This is a genomic window from Methylosinus sp. RM1 (genome assembly GCF_011378635.1).
In the GTDB taxonomy this organism is placed as follows: Bacteria; Pseudomonadota; Alphaproteobacteria; order Rhizobiales; family Beijerinckiaceae; genus Methylosinus; species Methylosinus sporium.
This window is the reverse complement of sequence record NZ_WOVC01000024.1, coordinates 37510-63710: the sequence shown is the minus strand read 5'-3', so window position 1 is coordinate 63710 and position 26201 is coordinate 37510. Positions and strand designations below refer to the sequence as shown.

At 65.2% G+C, this 26201-nt stretch carries 22 protein-coding genes and 1 pseudogene; 12 read left to right on the top strand and 11 right to left on the bottom strand.

Going from position 1 to position 26201, the window contains the following annotated elements:
• Positions 1 to 157: pseudogene (locus FMZ75_RS15515) on the top strand (IS701 family transposase); the annotation flags it as partial.
• A gap of 165 nt (positions 158 to 322) precedes the next feature.
• Here FMZ75_RS15515 and FMZ75_RS15510 read toward each other — a convergent pair.
• The 4 genes from FMZ75_RS15510 to FMZ75_RS15500 all read right to left on the bottom strand — a co-directional run bounded on the left by FMZ75_RS15510 (position 323) and on the right by FMZ75_RS15500 (position 8033).
• Positions 323 to 757 carry a DGQHR domain-containing protein gene (locus FMZ75_RS15510; protein ID WP_166144032.1) on the bottom strand — a complete coding sequence of 145 codons (435 nt, stop codon included), beginning with the start codon at positions 755 to 757 and terminating at the stop codon, positions 323 to 325.
• Between the two features lie 112 nt (positions 758 to 869).
• Positions 870 to 2141: an ATP-dependent RecD-like DNA helicase gene (locus FMZ75_RS15505; RefSeq protein WP_370464729.1), complete on the bottom strand. Its 1272-nt coding sequence runs from the start codon at positions 2139 to 2141 to the stop codon at positions 870 to 872.
• 1193 nt (positions 2142 to 3334) lie between these two features.
• Positions 3335 to 4249 carry an ImmA/IrrE family metallo-endopeptidase gene (locus tag FMZ75_RS21620; protein WP_246728998.1) on the bottom strand — a complete coding sequence of 305 codons (915 nt, stop codon included), beginning with the start codon at positions 4247 to 4249 and terminating at the stop codon, positions 3335 to 3337.
• Positions 4250 to 4403: 154 nt separating this feature from the next.
• Positions 4404 to 8033, bottom strand: coding sequence for a vitamin B12-dependent ribonucleotide reductase (locus tag FMZ75_RS15500; protein ID WP_166144028.1), 3630 nt, complete (start codon positions 8031 to 8033; stop codon positions 4404 to 4406).
• A 518-nt stretch (positions 8034 to 8551) separates the two neighbouring features.
• On the opposite strand from FMZ75_RS15500, the gene FMZ75_RS15495 reads away from it, so the two are divergent.
• Together FMZ75_RS15495 and FMZ75_RS15490 are read left to right on the top strand one after the other, a co-directional pair.
• Entirely contained in the window at positions 8552 to 9097 is a 546-nt protein-coding gene (locus FMZ75_RS15495) for an SRPBCC family protein (RefSeq protein WP_108916498.1), read from the top strand.
• A complete protein-coding gene (locus tag FMZ75_RS15490; protein WP_142863471.1) occupies positions 9094 to 10050 on the top strand; it encodes a YncE family protein in 957 nt (318 codons plus the stop codon). The genes FMZ75_RS15495 and FMZ75_RS15490 overlap by 4 nt, the downstream gene beginning before the upstream one ends.
• Here FMZ75_RS15490 and FMZ75_RS15485 read toward each other — a convergent pair.
• Both FMZ75_RS15485 and pstS read right to left on the bottom strand, forming a co-directional pair.
• Complete coding sequence (locus FMZ75_RS15485) at positions 10031 to 11248, bottom strand: FAD-dependent oxidoreductase (RefSeq protein WP_166144026.1); 1218 nt, start codon at positions 11246 to 11248, stop codon at positions 10031 to 10033. The genes FMZ75_RS15490 and FMZ75_RS15485 overlap by 20 nt on opposite strands.
• Before the next feature lie 50 nt (positions 11249 to 11298).
• Positions 11299 to 12345 (bottom strand): phosphate ABC transporter substrate-binding protein PstS, encoded by a 1047-nt coding sequence (gene pstS, locus FMZ75_RS15480; protein WP_166144024.1) that lies wholly within the window; start codon positions 12343 to 12345, stop codon positions 11299 to 11301.
• Between the two features lie 249 nt (positions 12346 to 12594).
• Between pstS and FMZ75_RS15475 the strand changes: the two genes are divergently transcribed.
• Positions 12595 to 13002, top strand: coding sequence for an NADH:ubiquinone oxidoreductase subunit NDUFA12 (locus FMZ75_RS15475; protein ID WP_108916561.1), 408 nt, complete (start codon positions 12595 to 12597; stop codon positions 13000 to 13002).
• Positions 13003 to 13119: 117 nt separating this feature from the next.
• The gene (locus FMZ75_RS15470) at positions 13120 to 13797 is read left to right on the top strand and encodes a DUF2155 domain-containing protein (protein ID WP_207783459.1); all 678 of its coding nucleotides are present in this window, start codon (positions 13120 to 13122) and stop codon (positions 13795 to 13797) included.
• Here the strand turns inward: FMZ75_RS15470 and aat are convergent.
• On the bottom strand, positions 13769 to 14476 hold the full coding sequence (aat, locus tag FMZ75_RS15465) for a leucyl/phenylalanyl-tRNA--protein transferase (RefSeq protein ID WP_166144022.1): 708 nt from the start codon (positions 14474 to 14476) through the stop codon (positions 13769 to 13771). The two genes, FMZ75_RS15470 and aat, sit on opposite strands and share 29 nt — an antisense overlap.
• Positions 14477 to 14656: 180 nt before the next feature.
• Positions 14657 to 16606, bottom strand: a complete 1950-nt coding sequence (locus tag FMZ75_RS15460; protein ID WP_108916504.1) for an acyl CoA:acetate/3-ketoacid CoA transferase — start codon at positions 16604 to 16606, stop codon at positions 14657 to 14659.
• A gap of 349 nt (positions 16607 to 16955) precedes the next feature.
• Here FMZ75_RS15460 and FMZ75_RS15455 point away from each other — a divergent pair, with 349 nt between their 5' ends.
• Complete coding sequence (locus tag FMZ75_RS15455; protein WP_142863466.1) at positions 16956 to 17444, top strand: cupin domain-containing protein; 489 nt, start codon at positions 16956 to 16958, stop codon at positions 17442 to 17444.
• Here the strand turns inward: FMZ75_RS15455 and FMZ75_RS15450 are convergent.
• Together FMZ75_RS15450 and mdoH are read right to left on the bottom strand one after the other, a co-directional pair.
• On the bottom strand, positions 17423 to 17746 hold the full coding sequence (locus FMZ75_RS15450; RefSeq protein ID WP_166144020.1) for a hypothetical protein: 324 nt from the start codon (positions 17744 to 17746) through the stop codon (positions 17423 to 17425). The genes FMZ75_RS15455 and FMZ75_RS15450 overlap by 22 nt on opposite strands.
• Positions 17747 to 17762: 16 nt before the next feature.
• On the bottom strand, positions 17763 to 19556 hold the full coding sequence (gene mdoH, locus FMZ75_RS15445; RefSeq protein WP_166144018.1) for a glucans biosynthesis glucosyltransferase MdoH: 1794 nt from the start codon (positions 19554 to 19556) through the stop codon (positions 17763 to 17765).
• Positions 19557 to 19662: 106 nt separating this feature from the next.
• On the opposite strand from mdoH, the gene FMZ75_RS15440 reads away from it, so the two are divergent.
• The 5 genes from FMZ75_RS15440 to FMZ75_RS15420 all read left to right on the top strand — a co-directional run bounded on the left by FMZ75_RS15440 (position 19663) and on the right by FMZ75_RS15420 (position 23860).
• On the top strand, positions 19663 to 20667 hold the full coding sequence (locus tag FMZ75_RS15440; protein ID WP_207783458.1) for a zinc-binding alcohol dehydrogenase: 1005 nt from the start codon (positions 19663 to 19665) through the stop codon (positions 20665 to 20667).
• 12 nt (positions 20668 to 20679) lie between these two features.
• On the top strand, positions 20680 to 21078 hold the full coding sequence (locus FMZ75_RS15435; RefSeq protein ID WP_142863463.1) for a 6-carboxytetrahydropterin synthase: 399 nt from the start codon (positions 20680 to 20682) through the stop codon (positions 21076 to 21078).
• Positions 21075 to 22121, top strand: coding sequence for a glycosyltransferase family 4 protein (locus tag FMZ75_RS15430; protein WP_166144016.1), 1047 nt, complete (start codon positions 21075 to 21077; stop codon positions 22119 to 22121). Before FMZ75_RS15435 ends, FMZ75_RS15430 begins: the two co-directional genes overlap by 4 nt.
• Positions 22118 to 22960: a methyltransferase domain-containing protein gene (locus tag FMZ75_RS15425; RefSeq protein WP_166144014.1), complete on the top strand. Its 843-nt coding sequence runs from the start codon at positions 22118 to 22120 to the stop codon at positions 22958 to 22960. The genes FMZ75_RS15430 and FMZ75_RS15425 overlap by 4 nt, the downstream gene beginning before the upstream one ends.
• A gap of 126 nt (positions 22961 to 23086) precedes the next feature.
• Positions 23087 to 23860: a DUF4261 domain-containing protein gene (locus FMZ75_RS15420; protein WP_108916510.1), complete on the top strand. Its 774-nt coding sequence runs from the start codon at positions 23087 to 23089 to the stop codon at positions 23858 to 23860.
• 46 nt (positions 23861 to 23906) lie between these two features.
• Here the strand turns inward: FMZ75_RS15420 and FMZ75_RS15415 are convergent, their stop codons facing one another.
• On the bottom strand, positions 23907 to 24446 hold the full coding sequence (locus FMZ75_RS15415; RefSeq protein ID WP_142862976.1) for a cytochrome b: 540 nt from the start codon (positions 24444 to 24446) through the stop codon (positions 23907 to 23909).
• Between the two features lie 254 nt (positions 24447 to 24700).
• Between FMZ75_RS15415 and FMZ75_RS15410 the strand changes: the two genes are divergently transcribed.
• Entirely contained in the window at positions 24701 to 26200 is a 1500-nt protein-coding gene (locus FMZ75_RS15410) for a phosphomannomutase/phosphoglucomutase (protein ID WP_166144012.1), read from the top strand.
• Position 26201 lies beyond the last annotated feature (1 nt).

Genomic DNA, 26201 nt, shown 5'->3' with positions numbered 1-26201 from the left:
GCATGGATGGCGACGTCATGTCTCGCTCGTCATGCTGGCCTTCGCCATGATGGCGACGATACGTGTTCACGCCAATGGATCGGCGACGCCGTCCCCCAAAAAGATCCGGCGCGCAATGACGACAAAAACTGCGCGACCGTCGTCGACGGCGAACTGATCCGCTGGTCGATGCAGGAAATCCGACGCATCGCCACGCGCCTCGCACGAAAACGCATTCGCCCCGAGTTCGTCATCACATGGTCGTTATGGCGACGAGCGCACCAAGCCGAAGCAAGGCGAGCCCATCTGAAAAAGCAACTGTAATGCTAGGTGCAGGGCGCTGTTAAGTATTGATTGAAATAAATATTCGAGCGCTGTTTGATGTGCTGAGTTTATTATAAATAGCGATTGGTATTTGGTATTCTGCTATCGTTGCATCTTCAGAAATAGCTGCTGCCAATCCGGCCACGCGGTGCTGGCCATCGATAATTTGCGCTGATCGTGGCTCATCCGTGATCTCGATTTCATCGTTTTCTAGCACCAAAGGCTCTTTGACCCAGTTCAAGACAATAGAGGCAGGAAAGTCGCCCATTTTCAAAGCAAAGTCCTTAATTCCCGCGATTCTTGAGGTGTTCAGAATACGTTGAACCGCGCCCTCTTCATCATCTTGACGGCGGACTGCCGCATAGGAAATGCGGGTCAGCAGCCCTGCGGGGATTGCGGTAAGGAAAAAGCTACTGTCTTTCTGCGTCACCTGAAAATAGGGAAATTTGGCCATGACGATTCCCGTGGGCTAGATACCCTCCTTGATATCCGCGTTCTCGTCACAGTGGGAGTCTGTTTTGCTACCCTGCAACTGTATCAGTTGGGCGTGCGCCGTGGTGTTCGATTTACCTCGCGAGCGCCTCACTTTGCCGAAGGGAGCAAGCCCACTCGAACCCCACCTTGCGCTCCTCCGCCGCCCACCGCGCCCCTAAAGCCCGCCTGAGCGTCTTCCTGCTGCCGACGATGACGACCTGGCGTTCCGCCCGCGTAACCGCCGTATAGAGCCACGAAGGGTCGAGGAGCTGGCATGGGGTCAGGGCGACGATGACGCGCTCGGCCTGCGAACCCTGCGCCCGATGGCAGGTGAGCGCGTAGGCCAGCGACAGGTCGATCAGTTCGGCGCGCTCGAACAGCAGCTCGTCTCCGTCGAATTCCGCGTGCAGGCCGCCCGACGCCATGTCGACCCGCGTCACTCGGCCCAAGCTGCCGTTGAAAAGACCGCGCCGGTAATCGTTCCGTTCGAAGATGACCGGCTCGCCGACAGAAAACCATGCGCCGAGCGCGCCGACCATTTCCTGCGTCCCTGTCGACTCGACGTGGGCGTCGTGCATGCGGCGGTTCAGGGTCGCGACGCCCGCGCTGCCTTCCCGCGTCGGGACGATAATGAGGCGGTCATGGCCGGCGAGGTCATGGTAGGCGTCCTCGACGCCTTCGGCGATCGCGGTGACGGTCTCGGCTTCGATCAGGCTGGCGCCGGCGGCGAGGCCTCGATAGGGCGACAACGCCGGGACCTGCCGCTCGCGCAGAACGGCGGCGACCGCCGGGATCCCCGAGTCCTCCGTCTGCCGGTGGACGACGTCGAGCCGGGTCGTGATGCCGGGATCGTCGACGAGCTTGTGGTAGACCAGACCGAAGGAGACCGGTGGGAGCTGTCGCTCGTCCCCGACCAGCAGGAGGCGACTTCCTTCCGGCATGCGACGCAGGAGCGCGTGCATCGTCGCGAGATCGACCATCGAGGATTCGTCGATGACGATGAGCGTCTCGGCGGTGATCTCGGCGAGCGAGCTGCGCTTGGCCTCGAGAATGATGCGCTCCTCGTCGTCCATGTCTTCCGTCGCGAGGCGCGCCGTGATCGTGTCGCGCTCCTCCAGCTCCCTGAGGGTGCGGAACAGGGTTCTGGCCAATCGACCCGTCGCGCGCGAGAGGCGCAGTGCGGCTTTCCCGGCGAGGGCGGCCAGCAGAACTTTTCCGCCCGCGGCTTCCCAGACCGCGCAGACCGCCCGCGTCGTGTGGGTCTTGCCGACGCCGGCGCCGCCCTGGAGGCACGCCAAGGGGCGGGAGAGCACGGCGGCGACCGCCGCCGCTTGTTCTGGATGCAAGGCGCCGTGTCCGTTCATCGCGGCGAAGGCGGAAGCCGAAACCGTCAGCGTGGGCGACTGTCGGAGCATGTGGCGCAGTCTCGCGATGACCGCCTCCTCCATAACCGCGCAGCCCGGCGCCCGCCACAGACCGCCCCTGCCGGAAACGAAAGCCCCATTACGACGGCCCGCTTCGAAGGCGGCCTGCACGCGCGGATGGTCCGAGCGTATCTCTCCGAGCTTCCTCGCCAGCATCGGTAGCAGGGAGCGTTCCTCCGCGGCCGTGGATCCCGTCGCGATGACGTCCTTCATCACCGCGTCGGCGGCCCCGATGAGCCGGGCAGGGGCGTCCTGCGGGTTCTGGACGCCGGTCTCCCGCAGCAGGCGGCGCCCCAAGTCGTCGACTTGGGGCCACGGAAGGAGCGTGACCAAAGCCCATGGATTGTCCTTCAGTCGGTCGATTGCGGCCTCCCCGTAGACGGCGGCGACGCGACGCACGGTCCGCAGGTCGACGACGCCGAGGCGTTGCAGCCAGGCGACGAGGCGCGCTTCGGCGTCCGCCTGCCGCCATTCGCGAACGAGGAGGGCCGCCAACCGCGGGCCGAGGATCGGTCGATCTGGCGCAATCACCTCGGCGAGGGCCGGGATGTCGCCCTCGCACAGGATCCGAGGCAGTTCGTGCCCATATGTGCGCCATAGCCGCTCGGCCCTGTCCCTGCCGATGCCGGGCACGTGGGTGGCGATATAGGACTTCAGCAGGCTGCCGCTGGGCAGGACGCGAGTGACGAGGGTCGCCTCGATCTGGGGACCCCATTGGCTTCGCACGATCGAGCCTTCGACGTTCCAGGTCTCTCCCGCCGCCGGTTCGCCGGCGATTGCGCGTCGTTTCGCCTTGACGCGCACGGTCGAGCCGGCAGCGGCGATTTCGCCATGGCGCGCGAAATGCGGATGCCATTTGGTTAGTCCGCTTTTCACCTCGCGGAACGTCCGATACAGCGTGTCGCCCGAGATCGGCGTGCCCTCGTAGCCTTTCGAATCTGAAAGGAAGAGTCGCTGGCTGGGATCGTCGCCGGTCCTCTTCTTGTAGAGAAGCCGCAACTTGAGCCGCGGTCCGTCGATCCATCTCCGCAGTTCGCGCAGGAATTCTACGGCGACGAGGATGGTGCGCTGGCGTCCGCCCTTGGTGACCTCGAGCGTGACAGGATATGTTGCCGTGCCGTCATGGAGAGCGTCTAGCTGCTGCGCGGTTGGAATCTGCCGCTCTTCGATCGCAGCGAGCTCCTCCTTTCGAACGCCGGTCTGAAGAACGAATTTGCAGGCGAGGTGTTTCGCCCGGCCACGGATTCTGAGCACCACTTGGAGCCACGTGCGTATCTGTTCAGGCTGCGGGAGAAGCGCGACGGATGCGATGTGGCGAGTGTGCGACTTTTTTCGGCGACCGAGGCGCACCCGAACGGCAGCGATCGTCGATGCGGACGATTTCCCCGTGTGTATCGGGCGACGCTTGACCGTGAAGCTGAACTCGAAAGGATCGCGCAAATTCCTCGCGGCTGCCCATCGGAGGAAACTCGTTGCCTCGTCGGCGCGCTGACCCCCGACAATTTCGGAGCGTTTCGCTTCAGGTCGTCGAGCCGGTGGGGTGCGAAATCGCACGGGAAATCGAACTGCTGACACAGTTCCGATTCGTCCTTGCAACTTCGCGCAAGATGATCGGGCGCGAGGAAGCACTCGGCGAACCAGTTCGCTTGGGTCTCCGCGCTCTCTTCGGGCTGCACGAACTTCAATCGCGCTTCCTCGTCCTCCGAAAACGCTTGCAGGTAGTGACCATGCATGAGGATGTGGCCGAGTTCATGGGCGAGAATGAAGCGCGACTTCGGCTCGCCCCAATCGGCAAGCTCCCATACCTCACGGTGGACGTGCAGTGTCAGCGGCGCGAACGTGACATACGCGATCCGATCACGTTCCTCGTCGAAAATATCGAGTTTGAGCGTACCAAGACTCTGAAACTCTTCGCCGACAAGTCGTCTGATGATCTTGACTATGTTAAATGTATAATAGCCACCTATCCCAAGCTTTTTGCGGGCGTTAACTGCTATCTCCGCGACCTTTGCATACGAACGAAAGCGAACTTTGTAGTCTGTTGACATTCGCGTGCTCGCCATATCCGATCCAATATTCCAGACGGCCGGCGATATACGCTGATCATCTGGCTCGAATATCTTACACTCGACCCTCGCGACGGGCGGGCAACCCAAAACTTTCTAAAACTTTGGGGTGCTCACCACCATCAACTCGGAATACCTAACTGCACCCAGTCGTACTTCCGCAGGTCTCGCATTTCAGGCAGGTGCCATTGCGGACGAGCGTGAAATTCGCGCATTCGGGGCAGGCCTCGCCCACATAGCCCTTCATCCGCGCTTCGGCGCGCTTGTCGCCGACGCTCTCCACCGGGCGCGTCGGCGCCGTCCAGCCGAGCTCGGACAAGGGCTGCTCCACTTCCTCCGCGGGGCTCTCGCGCAGCGCCGTCGCGCCGCCGCGCACCAGCATCAGCCGATCCGTCTTGGAGCGCAGCAGGCCTTTCGAGACGATGGACGACGCGCTCTCGGGCGCCTTGCCCTCATGCTCGCCCTTGCCGAGCACGTCATGGCCGATGTCGTCCGGCGACACATGGGCGAGATCATTGCGGCCGAGATAGGAGATCGCCAGCTCGCGGAACACATAGTCCAGAATGGAGGTGGCGTTCTTGATCGCGTCATTGCCCTGCACGAAGCCCGCGGGCTCGAAGCGCGTGAAGGTGAATGCGTCGACATATTCCTCGAGCGGCACGCCATATTGCAGGCCGAGCGAGATGGCGATGGCGAAATTATTCATCAAGCTGCGGAAGGCCGCGCCTTCCTTGTGCATGTCGATAAAGATCTCGCCGAGGCGCCCGTCCACATATTCGCCCGTGCGCAGATAGACCTTATGGCCGCCGACGGCCGCCTTCTGCGTATAGCCCTTGCGCCGATCCGGCAGCTTCTCGCGCTCGCGCACGACTTGATGCACCACGCGCTCGACGATGCGCTCGGCGATGGCCGCCGCGCGCGCCGGCGCATTGGCGGAGATGATCTCCTCGGCGACTTCCTCCGCCTCGTCGTCCGCGTCGGAGACGAGCTGCGAGGAGAGCGGCTGCGACAGCTTGGAGCCGTCGCGATAGAGGGCGTTGGCCTTCAGCGCCAGCTTCCAGGACAGGAGATAGGCCGCCTCGCAATCCTCGATCGTGGCGTCATTGGGCATGTTGATCGTCTTGGAGATCGCGCCCGAGATGAAGGGCTGCGCGGCCGCCATCATGCGAATATGGCTCTCGACCGAGAGATAGCGCTTGCCGGTGCGCCCGCAGGGATTGGCGCAATCGAAGACGGGATAGTGCTCCGCCTTCAAATGCGGCGCACCTTCCAGAGTCATGGCGCCGCAGATGTGGACATTGGCGGCCTCGATGTCCTGGCGCGAGAAGCCGAGATGGGTGAGCAGATCGAAGCTCGCATCTTCCAGCGCCGCCGCCGGAACCTTCAGCGCGCCGGTGAGGAAATCCGCGCCGAGCGTCCATTTGTTGAAGACGAATTTGATGTCGAAGGCGGAGGCGAGCGCCTTTTCCACCGTCTCGATCTTCTCGTCGGTGAAGCCGCGCGCGCGCAGCGAGGTCGTGTTGATCGCCGGGGCGTTGGAGAGCGAGGCGTGGCCGACGGCGTAAGCCTCGATCTCTGCGATCTCGGATTCTCTATAGCCGAGGGCGCGCAGCGCTTCCGGCGCGGCGCGATTGACGATCTTCAAATAGCCGCCGCCGGCGAGCTTCTTGAATTTCACCAGAGCGAAATCCGGCTCTATGCCGGTGGTGTCGCAATCCATGACGAGGCCGATCGTGCCGGTCGGCGCGACGACGGAGACTTGCGCATTGCGATAGCCATGCTCCTCGCCGAGCGCGAGCGCCTCGTCCCAGGCGCGCGTCGCGCGGGCGATGAGCGCCGCATCGGGGCAGGCGGCGTGGTCGAGCGGCACGGGCGCGGTCGCGAGGCCCTCATAGCCGGCGCGCTGGCCATGGGCGGCGCGGCGGTGATTGCGAATGACGCGCAGCATGGCTTCGCGATTGGCCTCGAAGCCCGAGAAGGGGCCGCGCTCCTTGGCCATTTCCGCCGAGGCGCGATAGGCGACGCCGGTCATGATCGCCGAGAGCGCGCCGCAGAGCGCGCGGCCGGCGTCGCTGTCATAGGCGATGCCCGAAGACATCAGCAGGCCGCCGACATTGGCGTAGCCGAGACCGAGCGTGCGATATTCGTAAGAAAGTTGCGCGATCTCCCGCGACGGGAATTGCGCCATCAGCACGGAGATTTCCAGCACGACGGTCCACAGCCGTACGGCGTGCTCATAAGAATCGACGTCGATGCGCTTGGTCTGCGGATCGCGGAACTGCAGCAGGTTCAGCGAGGCGAGATTGCAGGCCGTGTCGTCGAGGAACATATATTCCGAGCACGGATTGGAGGCGCGTATGGCGCCGCCGGCCGGGCATGTGTGCCAGTCGTTGATCGTCGTGTGGAACTGAATGCCGGGATCGGCGGAAGCCCAGGCGGCGTAGCCGATTTTCTCCCACAATTCGCGAGCCTTCAGCGTCTTGGACGGCTTGCCGTCGAGACGGCGCGTCAGCGTCCAATCGCCGTCGGTTTCCACCGACTTCAGGAATTCGTCGGTGACGCGCACGGTGTTGTTGGAGTTCTGGCCGGAGACGGTGAGATAGGCCTCGCTGTCCCAATCGGTGTCATAGGTGTCGAAGGAAATGTCCTTATAGCCCTGACGCGCGAATTGAATGACGCGCTTGATGTAATTGTCCGGCACCTCGGCGCGGCGCGCGGCTCTGATCTCGCGCTTCAGCGCAGGGTTCTTCTCCGGGTCGAAGCAGTCGAAGCCCGGCCCCTCGCAATTGACGCAGGCGCGCAGCACGGCTTTCAGATGCTTCTTGACGATCTTGGAGCCGGCGACGAGCGAGGCGACCTTCTCCTCCTCCTTCACCTTCCAATCGATGAAGGCCTCGATATCGGGATGGTCGACGTCGACCACCACCATTTTGGCGGCGCGGCGCGTCGTGCCGCCGGATTTGATCGCGCCCGCCGCGCGGTCGCCGATCTTCAGGAAGGACATGAGGCCGGAGGAGGAGCCGCCGCCCGAGAGCTTTTCCTTCTCGCCGCGCAGCTTGGAGAAGTTGGAGCCGGTGCCGGAGCCATATTTGAACAGGCGCGCCTCGCGCACCCAAAGATCCATTATGCCGCCGTCATTGACGAGATCGTCCTCCACCGACTGGATGAAGCAGGCGTGCGGCTGCGGATGCTCATAGGCGGTCTTGGACTTGGTCAGCTTGCCGGTTTGATAATCGACATAGAAGTGGCCCTGGCTGGGGCCGTCGACGCCATAGGCCCAATGCAGGCCGGTGTTGAACCATTGCGGCGAATTGGGCGCCGCCATCTGGCGGGCCAGCATGTAGCGCAATTCGTCCTGAAAGGCGGAGGCGTCCTCCTCCGTGTCGAAATAGCCGCCCTTCCAGCCCCAATAGGCCCAGGCGCCGGCGAGACGGTCGAACACCTCGCGCGCCGAGGTCTCGGAGGAATAGCGCTCCGCCTTGGGCAGAAGGGCGAGCGCCTCCGAATCGGGAATGGAGCGCCACAGGAAGCTCGGAACCTCGTGCTCCTCGACGCGCTTCAGCCGCGCCGGCACGCCGGCCTTGCGGAAATATTTCTGCGCCAGCACGTCGACGGCGACCTGGCTCCAATCGGCCGGCGCGTCGATATTCTCGAGCGAGAACACCACCGAGCCGTCAGGATTGCGGATCTCGCTACGCGCCGCGCGAAACTCGATATCCGCATAAGGGGACTGTCCGGCTCTGGTGTGGCGTCGGTCGATCTTCATCTCGTCCTATTCCTCGAAAAATATGCGCGCGAAACCGCGCGCGGCCGCTGGCGTCGGCCGTGTGGAAGCGTCGATTTTGTGGGACTCTACGTGGGGAAACGCAGATACCGACGCCTCGCCGCGATGAAAGGGCCGCCGCCGCGACGAGGCGCGCAGCGGGGGCGAGCATCGAGGCGAGCGCCGCCCGTTTGGGGCGCGCTTGCGGGCCTCTTCGATCTTCCGTCGCTGCGTCATAGGTGACACTCCGACAGTGCGTCAGTCCGGGGACGGCGTCAAGATATGGTGTGACTAATTAATTTGGTGACAACATGTTGCAGAAAGTCGTGGATTATGGGGAGAAGCCGACTCGGGCGTGGCTGTGAGAGTCGACGCGCGCGCCATTTTCGGCAAGGCGGCCCGATCGGGATGATTCTCCCATTCGATTTTCCTCGTCTTGACGTGGCGGGGCGCGGAGGAGTTAGTTGCGCGCTGGCGGCGCCGGGGCAATAGGCGCCAGAAAGGCCTTCAGGAGGTTAGTCATGTCATTCGTCGTCGCGCGCCGGGGGTTCCTGGCCGCCTTGTCGCTAGCGGCTCTGGCCTCGTCGGCCGCGCTCGCTCACGGCCCCTCGCGCCAGAAGGTGACGGAGACGATCGAGATCGCCGCTCCGGCCGAGAAGGTCTGGGCCATCGTCGGCAATTTCCAGGATCTGAGCTGGCTCCCGCCCGTCGCCAAGACAGAAGGGCAGGGCGGCAACACCCCCGACAAGGCGACGCGCCATCTCACGCTGAAGAATGGCGGCGAGATCGACGAGTTGCTCACCAAATATGACGAAAAGGACTTCTCGCTCGCCTATCGCATCGAGAAGGTCGATGTGAAGATCCTGCCGGTGAACAATTACTCCTCGACGATCACGGTGAAGCCGCAGGGCGACAAGAGCGTCGTCGAATGGCGCGGCGCCTTCTACCGCGGCTTCCCTAACAACGACCCGCCGCCGGAACTCTCCGACGAGGCGGCTCTGAAGGCCGTGACCGATCTCTACAAGGCTGGCCTCGCCTCGCTGAAGGCCAAGGTCGAAGGCAAGTGATCGTCAAATCCTGGGGCAGGGCGGCGCGCGCCGCCCTTCTCGGGCTCGCTCTCGCTTCGCCCGCGGGAGCGGACGAGGCTTTCGTCACCAATCAGGGCAGCGGCGATCTCACCATCGTCGATCTTTCGACCATGGCGCCCGTCGCGACCCTGCCGATCGGCGGCAAGCCGGCCGGCGTCGCCGTCTCGGCGGATGGCGCGCGCGCCTATGTGACCAGCCCGGAAGGCAAATATCTCTCCGTCGTCGACACGCGCGAGCGGCGCGTCCTGCGCAAGATCCCGCTCGAGGGCGGTCCGCTCGGCCTCGCCGTCGCGCCGGACGGCAAGCGCGTCTATGTCGCCGATATGTACGAGCAGCGGCTCTTTTCGGTCGATCCGGAGTCGGGCGTCGTCGCCACGGCGCAAGTCGGCGTCACGCCCTCGGGCGTCGCGGTGACGCCGGACGGCAGGACGATCCTCGTCGCGATTCGCGACGCCAATAAAATCGCCTTCGTCGATGCGGCGTCCTTTCAAAAGCTCGGCGAGCTCGAGGTTGGCCGCCATCCTTTCGGCGTCACCATCGACGCGGACGGAAAGCGCGCCTATTCCGCCAATGTCGAATCGGACGATATCAGCGTCATCGATCTTTCGAGCCGGCGCGTCATCGCCAGGGTGAAGGTCGGCAAGCGGCCCTATTGCGTGGCGCTGGCGCAGGGCAGGGGCTTCGTCACCGACCAATATGCGGAATCGGTCAGCGTCTTCGATCTTTCGACCTTCGCGCCGGTGGCGCAGGTGAAGGTCGGCGAATATCCAGAGGGCATCGGCGCGAGCCGGGACGGCAAGACCATCTATGTCGCCAACTGGTTCACCAATGAGTTCTGGTCGATCGCCGCCGACAGTTTGAAGGTGATCGCCAAGGCCAAGACCGGCGACGGCCCGCGCGCCTTCGGGGCTTTCATCCGCGCGATGAATTGACATGCTCCGGCCGCACGCCGAGGCCGACCAGCCGCGCCGGAATTTGCCGTAGGACCGGGAAGACGTCCAGAAGCCGCAGCGCCAATGGCGGGTCGAAAGGCTTGTCCGCGGCGAGCACATTGCTGATCACGCGATTTTGAATGAAGAGCTGCAGCCGCTGCGTCATCCGCGCCGGAAATTCCCGGCGCTTCTGCACGGCGCCGACATCTGCGTCGGTCAGCGTTCCATCGCGCAGCTTTTCGGCGAGCAGATTGGCGGTCGCCACGGCGTCCTGAATCGCCAGATTGACGCCCACGCCGCCGACGGGCGACATCGCATGGGCGGCGTCGCCGATGCAGAGCAGGCCCGGCCGGCTCCAATTCTTCAAGCGATCGACCTGCACGGTCAGCAGATTCACATCCTCCCAATCGCGCAAATCCTCGACGCGATCGGCGAGAAAGGGAACGCAATCGGCGATGGCGTGACGAAATTCGTCGATCCGGCGGCCGCGCAGCGCCTGCGCTCGGCCCTTGGGGATCACATAGCCGATCTGCCAATAGGCGCCGCGCTCGATCATCGCCACCATGCGCCCGGGCGCGATGCGGCCGAATGTCTCCTCCGGGTCGTCCGCCTCGCGCCGCAGCTTGAACCACAGCACATCCATCGGCGCGCCGAAATCCTCGACCTCGAGGCCCGCCGATTCGCGCATTCGCGACGTCCGCCCATCCGCGGCGATGGTGAGATCGGCTCGGATCTCGAGCGGCCCCTCCGGCCCCGTGGCGCGCACGCCGACGATGCGGCCGTCCTCCTCGACGAGGCCCTCGGCGGCGGTCTGCATCAGCAAGCGGAAATTTTGCAGCTTCTTCGCCTCGCCGGCGATGAAGTCCAGAAAATCCCACTGCGGCATGAAGGCGACGAATTTGCACAAGGTCGGCAGGCCGCGGAAATCTGCGATGACGAATTTGCGGTCCCCCAGAAAGGCCGAGAGCTGAAACGCCTTGCGATGCGGCAGTTTCAGAAACTCCTGCAGCAGGCCGAGCTCGAAGACGAGCTGAAGCGTCGAGGGGTGGATCGTGTCGCCGCGAAAATCACGCAGGAAATCCGCGTGCTTTTCGAGGACGATCGTCTCGACGCCGGCGCGGGCGAGCAGAAAACCCGCCATCAGCCCCGCCGGGCCGCCGCCGACGACACAGCATTTCGCGGAAATCGTCGCCGCCATCGGCCGCTCCCCGAATCGAAGGCCGCCAGCGGGCCCCTTCGCCTTTATGGTCAGTTCAGCAGCGGTTTTCCATTCGCATCCTTCACATTGGCCGCCCAGCTCTTGCGGATGAGAGTCACAACGGAGGGCGGCATGGGCTCGAAATCGAGCTCTTCGGCCGCCGCTGCGCCTTTGGCGAAGGCCCAGTCGAAGAATTTCAGGGCCTCCAGCGCCGCCGCCGAATCCTGCGGCTGCTTGGGCAGCAGAATGAAGGTCGCCGCCGCGATCGGCCAGGAGGCGGCGCCCGGCTGCCCGGTGAGCAGGCGGAAAAAGCCCGGCGCGCTCGCCCAATCGGCGTTGGCGGCGGCGGCCTCGAAGCTCTCCTTGCCCGGCGCGACGATCTTGCCGTCGCTGTTCACCAGGCTGACGGTGGTGAGCCGGTTCTGCCTGGCGTAGGCGAATTCCACATAGCCGATGGCGCCCTTCGTCGTGGCGACATTATTGGCGACGCCTTCATTTCCCTTGGCGCCGAGGCCGAGCGGCCATTCCACGGCGACGTTCTCGCCGACCTTCTCCTTCCAATCGGCGGAGACGCGGGAGAGATAATCGGTGAAGCAGAAAGTGGTGCCGGAGCCGTCGGAGCGATGCACGACGACGATCGGCTTCGCCGGCAGAGTGAGCTTCGGATTGCGGGCGCGGATCGCCGGATCGTCCCAAAGCTTGATCTCGCCGAGGTAGATGCGGGCGAGGAGCGGCCCGTCGAGGACGAGTTCATTGGCTCCGATCCCATCCAAATTGACGACGGGGGTGACGCCGCCCACCACTTGCGGCCATTGGATGAGCCCGGCGGCGTCGAGCTCCTTGGCCGTCAGCGGCTGGTCGGAGGCGCCGAAAGTGACGGTGCGCGCCTTGATCTGCCGTATGCCGCCGCCCGAGCCGATCGATTGATAATTGACGCGATTGCCGGTTTCCTTCGAATAGCTCTGCGCCCATTTGGCGTAGACGGGCAGGGGAAAAGTCGCGCCGGCGCCGGAAATATCGAGGGCGCGCGCGCTCCCCACGGAAAGGATCGCCGCCAGAGCGGCGTGAACAATGAGCCTCGAAGCCTTGGAAATCATGCAGCCATCCCTGGAATTCGACGCGAGCTTTTTTTCCGCGCGAGCCGAAAACCAATAGTCTCAGCTCCGTGCGGCGCGCCTTCGAGGGCGCGGCGGCTGTCGTCTTTCTGTCACACTCCTCCTTTTCCACGACTCGCGGTCAAAAGCAAAGCTCGCGTATCGGCGCATCGGGAAGTGGCGCGCCCGACTGGACATTGCGCCGTCTTGACGCAATAAGGAGCCACGCAAACATTCTTGGACGCTTCCGACATGTCCTACATCATTCGCTTCTTCACCTGGTGGAACCGGGCGACGCTCAGCACGGGCCTGTGGACGCTGCTCTATGGTGAGCGCGTCGGGACGGATGAGTTCGGCAACGTCTATTACCGCCGCCGCGGCGGCAAGAAGGACAAGGCGCTCGGCTTCGAGCGCCGCTGGGTCATCTATAAGGGCTATGCCGAGGGCTCGGCGACGCCGCCCGGCTGGTATGGCTGGCTGCACCACACGGTCGACACGCCGCCCACCCAGGAGAAATACGCGCCGAAGGAATGGGAGCTTCCCTATCGCCCCAATCTGACCGGCACTTCTGCCGCTTATCATCCGCCTGGTTCGATCCTGGCGGAGGGCCGCCGCGCTCCCGCCGGCGGCGACTATCAGGCCTGGACCCCAGAGGCTTGAGGCGAGGCGGCCGCGGCTTCGCCCGGACCATCGATCCGCCACGCTCTTCCTATTCAACGACGGCGCATGAGGCGCGGGCGGCCGGCCCGAGCCAGAGATCGGAAACGAGACCCGATTATGATCTCCCGCTGCTTCCGCCTGCGTTTCGCTCTGTCCGGGGCCGCCTTGCTCATTGGCCTCGGCGCGGCGGCCGCCGATCCGATCCGCAATCCGACCGCTATATTCGCCGGGCTCGACAAGACGACCGGCCGAATCATCAACTTCGACGTCGCTATAGACGAGACCGTGCAATTCGGCTCGCTGCAGGTGACGCCCCGCGTCTGCAACACGCGTCCCCAGACCGAAGCCCCGCAGACTACCGGCTTCGTCGAGGTCGACGAGCAGGATACGGGGAAGAACGAGGCCAAGCGGATTTTCTCCGGCTGGATGTTCGCCGCGAGCCCCGGCCTGCATGGCGTCGAGCATCCCGTCTATGACGTCTGGCTGGTCGATTGCCGCGGCGGCAAGGAGACGGTTCAGGCTCCCGCGAGCGAGCCCGCCGCTGCGGCGGCCCCGGCCGCTCCGCAGGAGAAGAAGCGCTCCCGCTCGCGCAAGGTGGAGCCAATCGCCCCCGTTCCGGTCGAGGCGGCGCCGATCGGGCCGCGCGATTCGGTTCCGCCAGAGGGCGCGAAGGCCACGGAGAGCGCCGAGCCCGCGGCCGCGGCGCCGGCCGAAAAGCCCAAGAAGAAGAAAAAGAAGCCGTCGGCTCAGCAGGCTCCGGCGCCCGCTACGGCTCCATCGCCTTTTCCGTTCTGATCTCCGGCTCCCGCCGCAATATGGCGACGATCTCGCGTCCGGGCACGGGCGAATCGTCCGGCCAAGCGGCGAAGCGGGCCGGAGCCGACAAAGCCTCTTCCAAAAGCCCATGATAGGCGTCGCGGCCGATCTCGATCGCCCCGAGCGAGGCCAGATGCGTGGTCATGAATTGCGTGTCGAGCAGGCGGAAACCGCCTTTGACCAGCCGCGCGACGAGATGCGCCAGCGCCACCTTGGAGGCGTCGGTCTCGACGTGGAACATGCTCTCGCCGAAAAAAGCGGCGCGCATGGAGACGCCATAGAGGCCGCCGACCAGCCGTCCCTCCCGCCAGCACTCGACCGTATGGGCGAAGCCCATGTCGAACAGCTTGCGATAGAGCCGCTTGATCTCGGAATTGATCCAAGTGTTCTCGCGCTTGGGCGCAGAGGCGGCGCAAGCCTCGATGACGGCGTCGAAATCCGTATCGACCCGGACCTCGAAATGGTCCGAGCGAATGGTTTTGGCGAGCGAACGCGAGACCTTGAACGCATCCAGCGGGAAAATGGCGCGCTCCTGGGGGTCGACCCAGAAAAGCTGCTCTTCGTCGGCGCTTTCCGCCATAGGGAAAAGGCCGATCGAATAGGCGCGCAGCAGGATCTGCGGCGTGATGGCGTAATCTGCGTGTGAAGGGCGCGACATTTCGCAGATTGTAGCGCAATGCGCGCCGGAATCGAGAGCGTTCCACTCCGGGGTGAACGGAGATCGAGCGCGAATGCGCTCGGCCCCCTCGTCTTCGTCGTTGCCCCCCGTCCAGCTATCGCTGGCCGACCCTCCCCCAGAAGGGGAGGGTGGATAGGCCCCGCCGCTCCTTCGGCGTCGTCAGCCCTCGCCGATCACCTCGAGGAAGCTGTGCGCATCCTCCTTGCGCTCGAAGACATGGGGAGCGATGCCGCGCTTGCTCAGCGCTTCCTTGAGCTTCAAGCGCAGGAAGGCGCTGGTCGTATAGCGCGTCGTCGTCAGATAATAGTTCTCCAGCATATATTGGATCATCTCTGCATAGTAATCATAGAGATGCTCGCTGATGCGGAAATTGTCGAGATTGACGACCTGATTGACGCGCTTGTCGATCTTCTGGCAGGCGTCGATCAGCATTTTGCGCAGATCGTCGATATCGCGCTTGGAGCGCGCGCTCCAGCCCTCGAGATTGAGGAACTGAATATTGCGATCGGCGTCATAGCTCACGCGATCCTGCAGATCGAGATTGAGCAGATCGGAGATCAGCCCCATCGGCTCGTCGATGAAGATGCGCCTGTCCATAGGGATCGGATGCTTGACGATGGGCTTGAAGTCCATATGCGGGAGAATGTCCCGCTCTATGTCTATGCCCGGCGCCACCTCGATCAGCTCTAGGCCTTCCTTCTTCAGCTGGAAGACGCAGCGCTCGGTGACATAGATCACCGGCTGCTCGCGCTTTTGCGCATATTTGCCGCTGAACGTCACCTGCTCGACGAATTTCAGGAACTTTCTCGCACGGCCTTCCTTGAGGATTTTCACCTCGCCGTCTTGAATCGCGATCTCGAGCCCGCCGGCCGTGAAAGTGCCGGCGAAGACGACGCTGCGCGCGTTCTGGCTGATGTTGATGAAGCCGCCGCAGCCGTTGAGGCGGCCGCCGAAACGGCTGGTGTTCACATTGCCCTGCTCGTCGCATTCGGCCATGCCGAGGCAGGTCATGTCGAGACCGCCGCCGTCATAGAAGTCGAATTGCGTGTTCTGATCGATGATCGAATCGGCGTTGGTGGCCGAGCCGAAGGAGGAGCCCGAGGCGAGCACGCCGCCAATGGCGCCGGCTTCCGTCGTCAGAGTGATGAAGGGCGTGAGCTTCTCTTCATTGGCGACTGCGGCTATGCCCTCCGGCGCCCCGACGCCGAGATTGACGACGCCATTGGGCGGCAGCTCGAAGGCGGCGCGGCGCGCGATGATCTTGCGCGCGTCGAGCGGCATTTTCGCCATGCTCTCGACCGGGACGCGGATCTCGCCGGCCAGCGCCGGATTGTACATGACGCCGTAATTCATGCGGTGCAGTTCGGGCTGATCGGCGACGACCACGCAATCCACCAGAATGCCCGGAACCTTCACATCCTTCGGGCGGATGGAGCCGGCCTCGACGATGCGCTCGACCTGGGCGATGACGATGCCGCCATTATTATGCGCGGCCATGGCCTGGGCGAGCACGTCCAGCGTCAGCGCCTCCTTCTCCATGCTGATATTGCCGGAAGGGTCGGCGCTGGTGCCGCGGATGAAGGCCACGTCGATCTTGGTCGCCGTGTAGAACAGCCATTCTTCTTCGTCGATGACGACATGCTTGACGATCTCTTCCGTCGTCACTTCATTGACGCGGCCGCCGCCGAAGCGCGGATCGACATAAGTATAGAGGCCGACCTTGGAGAAGAGGCCGGGCTGGCCGGCGGCGCAGGCGCGATAGAGCTGGGAAATGACGCCCTGCGGCAGGTTGTAGCCGAGAATCTTGTTCTCGGCGGCGGCCTGGGCGACCTTGGGCATACGGCCGAAATTGCCGGCGATGACCCGGCGCAGCAGGCCCTCGTGGTGCAGGCGGCCAGTGCCGAGCCCTTTGCTGTCGCCGGCGCCGGCGGTCATGATGAGCGTGAGGCCGCGCGGCCCGCCGGTCTCGACGAAGCGCTTCTCCAGCGCGGCATGCAGCGCCTCCGGAATGCAGCTCTGAACAAAGCCGGTCGTGGTCAGAACGTCATTTTCGCTGATGAGCGCAATCGCTTCGTCGGCGGTAATGACCTTGTTGTTCTTGTTGTTCATTTCCCTCTGGTTTCCTCCTCGCGGCCCGGCAGGGCGAAGGCCGCGGGCGCTCGTCTTTTCCCGCATCGCCATTCATGGGCGCCCGGTGTCGAACCGGCGCCGACACTAGAGTTTGCGACAGGGTTTCGCAATAGCGCCAGGAAACGGCCGCAGTCGCGAAAGCGCGCCAAATCCGTCCGGCGACTGGGTCTCGGCGTCGCAGCGAGGCGAGCGCATTGCGGCGCCGGAAAGCGCGTCTTCCGCGGATAAAATAACATTTATCTTATAGATTTTGGTGATTATGCTCCAGCCTTGGGCGGCGAGGCGCGGCCGCGCCATGCGATTTCCTACGGCGTCGACAGAGCAGACTATGAGCAAGCTCAGATTTCTCCTGGCGGGCGCCGCAGCGGCGACGCTCATCGCCCAGTCTTCCCGCATCGGCGCCGAGCCGGAAAAGAGTTTCGTCTATACGCCCGCCGACGAGGTCCCGTTCAAGAGCCCGCTCGGCCTCGGACCCGCCCAGGCGGTGCTCGCCGGCGATCCGTCCAAGCCCGGCCTCTATGTGGTGCGCGTGCGTTTTCCGCCCGGCCATCATTCCAACCCGCACTTCCATTCGCGCGATCGTTACGCCGTGGTGGTGAAGGGCACATGGTGGAACGGCGTCGGCGAGGAACTGGATTTCAAAAAGGCGCGGCCGGTGACGGCGGGCTCCTATGTGCTGCATCCGGCCGGCGGCGTGCATTGGGATGGCGCGGGCGAGGAGGAGGTCGTCATTCAGATCTCCGGCGAAGGGCCGGTGGAGACGACGCAAGTGGGGGCGCCGGGCGCTCCGCAGGGCTATTGGCCGAAGCCGAAGTGAGAGCGGCTGGTATCCAGCGAGGCGATGGAGCGTCGCTCCATCGCATTCATGGCGTGCGCCGCGGCGTCGGAAAGCGCCGAGACGCCCAATAGCAGAACGGCGGCGAGCGAGGCCGATACGAGAATGCGGAGCGCCGCGGGCAGAGGTTCGTCTGCGGCCGGCTGCGGCGCCACGACGACGAGGCGCGGCGCGATGCGCGGGGGGAGACGCCGGCCGTCCGCGCCCTTCGAGCGCAGCACGCGCAGCGAGGCGCGGAGCTCTTTTCTGAGCGCTTCGTCTTTTGCTCGAGCGTTCGCTTCCATCGGCCCTCATGCAGAATTAGCGATCGAACGCCGCGGGCGTCGCAACCGCTTCCGCCTCTTCTTTTCGCTCGGGTCGGCGCTGCAGCCGGCCGAAGATCGCGGGAGGCGCGAATTCTTCCGGGACGCCGCAGAGTCCCATGCGGGCGAACCAAGCTCCGAGATTAGGCGAAGCGCTGGCCAGCGCAAAGGGAATTGCGACGATATATCCGAAGGTCGAGGGCGCCGACCAGAGCGCCAGCGCCGGCGCCGAAACGGCGGCGAGCGAGAGAACCAGCGCGCCGAACAGGAATGCAGGGCGCAGCGCGCGCGCCGTCTCTCCTGCGTCCAGACCATGCGCGTCGCGTGTTTGCGCATCCCAGCCGGCCGAGCCGCCGCGCAGAATCATGCGCGCCAGCAGCAGAGTGACGCTGAAGCTCGTGACCGCGCCGATGACGAAGGAGGCGGCGATCTCCAGCCCTGCGCCGAGCGTCAGCCGCGCCGCGCCGCCATAGCGTCGCGCGCCGTCCGGCGTCAGCGCTATATCGGCGTAGCCGGCGAGCTTGGGCGCGAGATAGAGCAGGAGAAAGAGAAGATAGAGAGTCGCCGCCGACTGCGAAGGAAAATTCGAGACGTCCTGAACGAGCGGCAGCAGCGCGCCGAGCAGAATGATCGCCGTCCAGGCCGGCGCGCCGATGAACATGGCGATCGCCCAGACGAGCTGAAAGCGGCTCATCGGCAGGAGCCCGGGCAGAGCGAGCAGCTCGATATATTGCATATTGCCCCGGCACCAGCGCAGATCGCGGCGCAGGAATTCGAGCAGCGTCGGCGGATTTTCCTCATAGCTGCCGCTCTCCGCCGGCAGCACGCGCACCTCATAGCCGGCGCGCCGCATCAGCGCCGCCTCGATCTGGTCGTGCGAGAGAATATGGCCCCCGTCGGAGAGGCGCGGCAGGGCGCAATAGGCTGTGAAAGGCGCGATGCGCACCAGCGCATTATGGCCCCAGAAGGGGCCGCAATCGGCGCCCCACCAGGCCGCGCCCATCGTATAGGTCCGCATTCCGGCGCGCATCCCGAATTGAAAGATGCGCGCGAAGGCCGAGCGCGACGGCGCGCCGACGACGAGGCTCTGAATGATTCCGATGCGCGGATAGGCCTCGCCGATCCGCATGAGCCGCAAAATCGTCGCGCCGTCCATGAGGCTGTCGGCGTCGAGCGGGATCATGAATTCGTAAGCGCCGCCGAAGCGCTCGCAAAAGTCGCGGATATTGCCGGCCTTGTAGCCGATATTGTCGGCGCGCCGGCGATAATGCAGCTTCGGCGCGTCGGCGTCTTCCCTCTCGCGCCAGCGGGCGAATTCGGTCTCCTCCTGCGCGGCGATGCGCGCATCGGTGGTGTCGCTCAGCACGAACCAATCGAAGCGCGCGCCTTCGCCGGTCGCGTCGAGATCGGCCTTCATGGCGGCGAGGCGCGTCAGGGCGCGCGCTGCGTCCTCATTGCGGATCGTCAGCGTGATCGCGGCGCGCGTGCGGAGCCGGCGCCGCGTCTCCCCGGCGCGGGCGAAAGGCGCGACGCTGTCGAGCGGATGCAGACGAAAATGCAGCAGCCAGAAGCCGAGCGCCGCGTTGCAGACGCCGAGCACGCTCCACGGCGCGGCGATGCCGAAGGCGAGGAAGAGCGCCGCCTCGATGAGGCTCCAGCCGCCTTGTCCGAGAATATCGGCGAGCCAGATCAGCAGAGCGACATAGACGGCGGCGTTGATCGCGGCGACGATCAGGCGGCGTCGGAAGAGTTGGGCGCGGCTCTGAAGGCCGGCGGGGGCGGCGGCGGACATTCTCGTCGTCGTTTCCTATGCGAGCGCAGGAAAATCGGATGGAAAATCGGCTGGCGCGTCGGGCCGCCGTGCTCTAGCAATAGCGGCGCAGCATGAGGTTTGTAAATTGGGCGATTCACAAAAATCCTATCTAAATGGTGGGAATGATGCCCGCGCTCTGTGGATCGAGGCGCCGCGCGAGGCGCGCCTTCGCGCCGTTCCGCTGGCGCCGCCGGGGCAGGACGAGGCGCTGGTCGAAACGCTGTGGAGCGCCGTCAGCCGCGGCACCGAGCGGCTCGTCTTCGAAGGGCGAACGCCGCGTTCGGAATGGGAGCGGATGCGCGCGCCGTTTCAGGAGGGCGCTTTCTCCTTCCCGGTGAAATATGGCTATTGCGCCGTCGGTCGCGTGGCGGCGGGGCCGGCCGAGCTTTTGGGCCGCATCGTCTTCTGCCTCTATCCCCATCAGGACCGTTTCATCGCGCCCATCGCCATGTTGCGGCCGGTTCCCGAGGCGACGCCGGCGCGGCGCGCCACGCTGGCCGCCAATATGGAGACGGCGTTGAACGCTCTGTGGGATTCGGGCGCGGGGCCCGGCGACCGCATCGTCGTCATCGGCGCCGGGGTCGTGGGGATGCTCGTCGCCGCTCTGGCTGCGCGCCTGCCGGGCGCCGAGGTTCTGGCGTATGATCGCGAGACGTCCCGCGCGCAGATTTTGGAGAGTCTGGGCGCGCGATTCGTCGGCGCCGAGGCGCTGGAGGGGCAGGGGGCCGATGTCGTGTTCCACGCCAGCGCCTCGCCGGAGGGGCTGGCGCTGTCGCTCGCCGCGGCCGGACTGGAAGCGACGATCATCGAATTGAGCTGGTATGGCGAGGGTCAGGTGGCCGCGCCGCTCGGCGGCGCTTTTCACGCCAACCGGCTGCGGCTCGTCTCGTCCCAGGTGGGGCAGGTCGCGCCCTCGCGGCGGCCGCGCTGGACCTATGCCCGCCGACTCGACAAAGCGCTGGAGCTGCTCGCCGATCCGCGCCTCGACGCGCTCATCGCCGAGGAAATCGCCTTCGCCGACGCGCCGCGCGAGATCGCGCGTGTCCTCGCGCCCGGGGCGAGCGGCCTCGCGACCTTGTTTCGCTATTGAACGGAGAAGAAAATGTACGCAGTCGAAGTCCGCGACCACATTATGATCGCCCATAGTTTCAAGGGCGAACTGTTCGGCCCGGCGCAGCGTCTGCACGGCGCGACCTTCGTCGTCGACGTCGCCTTTTTCCGCGAGACGCTGACCGCCGACGAAGTAGTCGTCGACATAGGCCGCGCCCATGACGCGCTGAAGGCGACGCTGGCGCCGCTGAACTATCAGAATCTCGACGAGATCGAGCAGTTCGAGGGCCGGCAGACGACGACCGAATTTCTCTCGCGGCATATTTTCGACGCCATGGCCGCCGCTGCTCGCTCGGGCGCGCTGGGGCCGGGCGGCGAGGGGATTTCGCGCATTCGCGTGACCTTGCACGAATCCCATGTCGCCCGCGCCTGGTTCGAGGGGCCCGTGTGAGGCGAATCGTCTTCGCCATTCCCGGAGATTTGCGAGCCAGAACCGGCGGCTATGGCTATGACCGCCGCCTGCTGGCGGAGTTTGCGCGTCGAGGCGTCGCGGCCGTCCATCTCGCGCTGCCGGGCGGTTTTCCGCATCCGACAGCGGCGGAGGAGGCCGCCGTCGCCGAGATTTTCGAGCGAGAGCTCACCGTCGACGACGTCGCGCTCATCGACGGCCTCGCCTATGGCGCGCTCTCCGAGACGGCGATCGCGGCCATCGCCGCGCCGATCGTCGCTCTCTGCCACCATCCGCTCTGCCTCGAGGCGGGACTGTCGCCCGCCCGCGCGGCGGCTCTGCGCGAGAGCGAGCGCCGGGCGCTGGCGCTCGCCGCCCATGTGATCGCCACGAGTCCGCACACAGGCGAGACGCTGATTCGCAATTTCGGCGCGCCGGAGCGCAAGGTGACCATCGCTCGGCCGGGAACAGATCCGGCCGCGCGCGCAAGGGGCTCGGGCGGCGCGCCGGCGCTGCTCGCCGTCGGCTCGCTCATTCCGCGCAAGGGTTTCGATGTCTTGGTCGAGGCGTTGAGCGGCCTTGCCGATCTCGACTGGCGTCTCGCCATTGTCGGAGGCGCCGGCCATTCGCCGCGGACGGCGGCCGATCTCGCGCGGCTCATAGAGGCGAAAGGGCTCTACACGAGGGTCGCGCTCGTCGGCGAGCTCTCGGGGGAGGCGCTGGAGGCGGCCTATCGCGGCGCCGATGTCTTCGTCTCCTCCTCGCTGCATGAGGGTTACGGCATGGCGCTCGCCGAAGCGCTGGCGCGCGGATTGCCGATCGTCGCCGCGACCGGCGGGGCGGCGGGAGAAACCATCGCCGATTCCGCCGCGCTGAAAATTCCGTCGGGCGATGTGGCCGCGCTGCGCGAGGCGCTGCGCGCGATCGTCTCCGATCCGGCCTTGCGGGCGCGTCTCGGCGAGGCGTCCTGGCGGGCCGGACAGGCGTTGCCGCGCTGGGACGAGACGGCGCGCATCGTCGCCTCTGTCATAAAGGGGATCGCATGAGCGGCTTTTCGGCCGAATGGCTCGATCTGCGCGAGGGCGCCGATCACGCTGCGCGCAATTCCGCTCTGCGCGAGAGCGTCGCCCGCGCCTTCGCGGATCGCGAATCTTTGACCATCGTCGATCTCGGCTGTGGCGCCGGCTCCAATCTGCGCGGTCTCGCGGAACATTTGCCGGCGCGGCAGAAATGGCTCCTCGTCGATCACGATCCGGCGCTGCTGGCCGCCGCCCGCGCGCGCCTCGCCGCCTGGGCGGATGTGGCCGAGGGGGGAGACATTCTGTGTCTCGCCAAAGGCGCTCGGCGTCTCGAGGCAGAATTTCGAATCGCCGATCTCTCTGGCGGCGCGGGGGCGGCGCTGGCGGGGGAAGCCGACCTCGTGACCTCGGCGGCCTTTCTCGATCTCGTCTCGCCGCAATGGCTCGACAGATTTGCAGAGCAGATCGCGGCGCGCCGGCTGCCGCTCTATGCGATATTGAGCTATTCCGGCGAAGAGCGCTGGACGCCGCCCCACGCCGCCGATGCGCGGATGTTGGCTGCTTTCCATCGCCATCAGGCGGGCGACAAAGGTTTCGGCCCTGCGGCCGGGCCTCGCGCGGCGGGGCTTTTGGCGAAAGCGCTGGAGCGTCGGGGTTATGAGGTCGAGACCGCGCCGAGCCCCTGGCGTCTCGGCGCGGCGGAGGCGGCGCTGATCGCGGCTCTGGCAGAAGGTTCGGCGGCGGCCGTCGCCGAGACCGGCGAGGTTTCAGCGGAAACGATCGAGGATTGGCGCCGGGCTCGCCGAAAAGCGGCGGAATGCGAAATCGGCCATTCGGACATGTTCGCGCGGCCGAAGGGCGGATGAAGCCGTCGGTCGGAACCTCTGGAGCCTGCGCTCCAGGATGGCGCCATCTGTGCTAGAAATTCGCTGTTCCAGACGGCCGCTTCCGGCCTCTCGCAAGACCTGTCACCTTTCACCCGGAGCCCGGCAATGGCCGCCCCCAATGACACAATGCTCGCGCTTGTTCTCTCGAAGGACGGGCGGCTTCCCGAGGGGGAGGCGCTCGGCTCCGCGATCCGCCGCCATCTGCCGCAGGCGCAGACTCCCGAAAAAGACGTGCCCGGCGACACGAGCGTGTTTCTCGTCGATGGCGCGATAGCGGCGATCGGCGGCGTCACAGAGCCGGCGCCCATCGCCAAGGACGACCCCTGCGTCGCCTATGCCTGGCATTGGCAGGACGTCTGGCCAGCGATCGAAGGCCATGCCGGCCATGTGGTGGTGGCCGCGACCGGCGGCGCCGACGCCAAAGCGCGCGCGCGCCTGCTCGGCCGCGCCGTCGCGGCGGTGATCGAGGCGACGCCTTCCGCCTGCGCGGTGCATTTCGCCGGCTCAGACGCGCTTTGGCCGGCCGCGCTCGTCGCCGAGGCGGTGTCGAAGAGCGGCGACGAGCCGCCGGTTCCCTTCTGCGTGGCGGTGGCGCTCGGCCGCGATCCCGAGGGCGGCGTTTCGGCGATCACCAAAGGGCTGAACGCTTTCGGCCTGATGGAGATCGAGACCCGCGGCTATCGCGACGATCCGCGCGAGCTCAACGGCTTTTTGATCGATCTCGCGGCGTTTCTGATCGAGTCCGGGGATGTGCTGGGCGACGGCGACACCATCGGCCCCGACGCCGACACCAAAATCGTCGTGCGCCGGGAGGCCTCGGTCGTCGCGCCGGGACAGAATGTGTATCGGCTGTATTTCCCGACCCAAGGCCACGCCTGACGCCGACAGGGCGGGGCGAACGAACTCCGTCGCCCCGCCGCTTTCGCTATTTGCGCCACGAATCGGGAAGCATTCGCCAAATCACATCGTCGCCCGCCAGGCGGTGGCGGACCGCGCCGGCGATGTGCAGAACGATCAGCGCCACAATGGCCCAGCCCATGATTTCATGGAGCGAGAACAGCTGCTTCGACAAGGGCTCGTCCTTGGGCGCGAGCGCCGGAAGATGGCCGAGCCAGAAGAAGCTCGGCCGGAGCCCATAGGCCGACAGCGCCAGCCAGCCGACGAGCGGCGCCGCGAACATCAGCAGATACAACGTCAGATGCGTGGCGTTCGAGACGAGGCGCTCGACCGGAGCGATATTCCGGCCCGCTTCCGCCCGGCTGCGCAGCCGCGCGGAGAGGCGCGGAACCATCAGCGCCAGCACGAGGAGGCCCGCCGATTCGTGCAGCACGAACAAATCATCCTGCAACGGCCCTTTGTCGAGATCGGCCATGACGACGCCGATCGGCAGCAAAATCAGCAATAGAGCCGCGATGATCCAATGCAGCGCTTTGGCGAGCGGCGAGTAGAGCGGTGGGTCGAACATGAGAGGCTCCTTTCGAGATCGTCCATTGTTTCCGAACGCGCGATCGAGCGGCGCGGAAAAGCATGAGGCGAGAGCGGCACATTTCGATCATAAAAAAAAGGTTATAAGACCAGAGGGCGGGAGTCCCGCTCTATGTCCAGACGGCCTCCGCCGCGACGAGCGGAGGATTGTGGAAGGGCGCCGCGCCTTGGTATGCGGAGCGGCTCTTTTCCCTTATGTCCTTGCCCAACGCCCTTCGCCCTTCAGGAGATGCGATGTTTCCGACCCCCGTTTCCGATCTCGCCCCGAACACTTACGCCTATGAGACGACGCCGCTCGTGAAGCCGACGGGCTTTCGCGAATATGACGCGCGCTGGCTGTTCGAGAAAGAGCTCAACCTCATGGGGGTGCAGGCGCTCGGCCTCGGATTGGGCACGCTGCTGCATGAGATGGGCGTGCCGCTCGAGCTGGCGACGGGCCACGATTATCGCGCCTATTCGGCCTCCATCAAGCTCGCGCTGATTTCCGGCCTGATGGCCGCGGGCGTGCGCGTGCACGACATCGGCCTCGCGCTCTCGCCCATGGCCTATTTCGCGCAATTCGCGCTGGACGTTCCCGCCGTCGCCATGGTCACGGCCTCGCATAATGACAATGGCTGGACCGGCGTGAAGATGGGCGCGCAGCGTCCCGTCACCTTCGGCCCCGTTGAGATGACGCGACTCAAGGAGATCGTGCTCGCCGGCGCCTTCCGTTCCGCCGAGGGCGGCTCCTATCGCTATGTCGATAATTTCGGCGCGCGCTATCTCGACGATCTCGCCTCGGGCGTGAAACTCTCCCGCAAGCTGAAAGTGGTCGCCGCCTGCGGCAATGGCACGGCCGGCGCCTTCGCGCCCCAGCTGTTGGAGCGCATCGGCTGCGAGGTCGTGCCGCTCGACACCGAGCTCGACTATAATTTCCCGCATTACAATCCGAACCCCGAAGATCTGCATATGCTGCACGCCATGGCCGACAAGGTGCGCGAGAGCGGCGCCGATGTCGGGCTCGGCTTCGACGGCGACGGCGATCGCTGCGGCGTCGTCGACAATAAGGGCGAGGAGATTTTCGCCGATAAGATCGGCGTTATGCTGGCGCGCGATCTTTCCAAGCTGCATCCCGGCGCGACCTTCGTCGTCGATGTGAAATCGACGGGATTGTTCGCGACCGATCCAGAGCTGCTCTCGCGCAATGTGAAGGCCGATTATTGGAAGACCGGCCATTCCTACATCAAGCGCCGCGTCACGGAGCTCAAAGCGCTCGCCGGCTTCGAGAAGTCCGGGCACTTCTTCTTCAACGCGCCGGTCGGCCGCGGTTATGACGACGGCCTTCTGACGGCGGTGCATGTGCTGCAGATGCTCGATCGCAATCCGACCAAGTCCATGTCCGACCTCTACGCCGCTCTGCCCAAGACCTGGGGCTCGCCCACCATGTCGCCGCATTGCGCGGACGAGACGAAATATGGCGTCGTCGACAAGGTCATTGCGCGCTTCCAGAAGATGGAGGCCGAGGGCGTCGCCTTCACGGGACAAAAGATTCGCGATCTCGTCACCGTGAATGGCGTGCGCGTGACGACCGCCGACGGCACCTGGGGCCTGGTGCGCGCCTCGTCGAACAAGCCGGAGCTGGTCGTCGTCGTCGAGAGCCCGGTCTCCGAGGCGCGGATGCGAGAGATGTTCCACGCCGTCGACGCCGTGCTGCGCGAGAATCCGGAAGTCGGCGCCTATAATCAGACGATCTGAT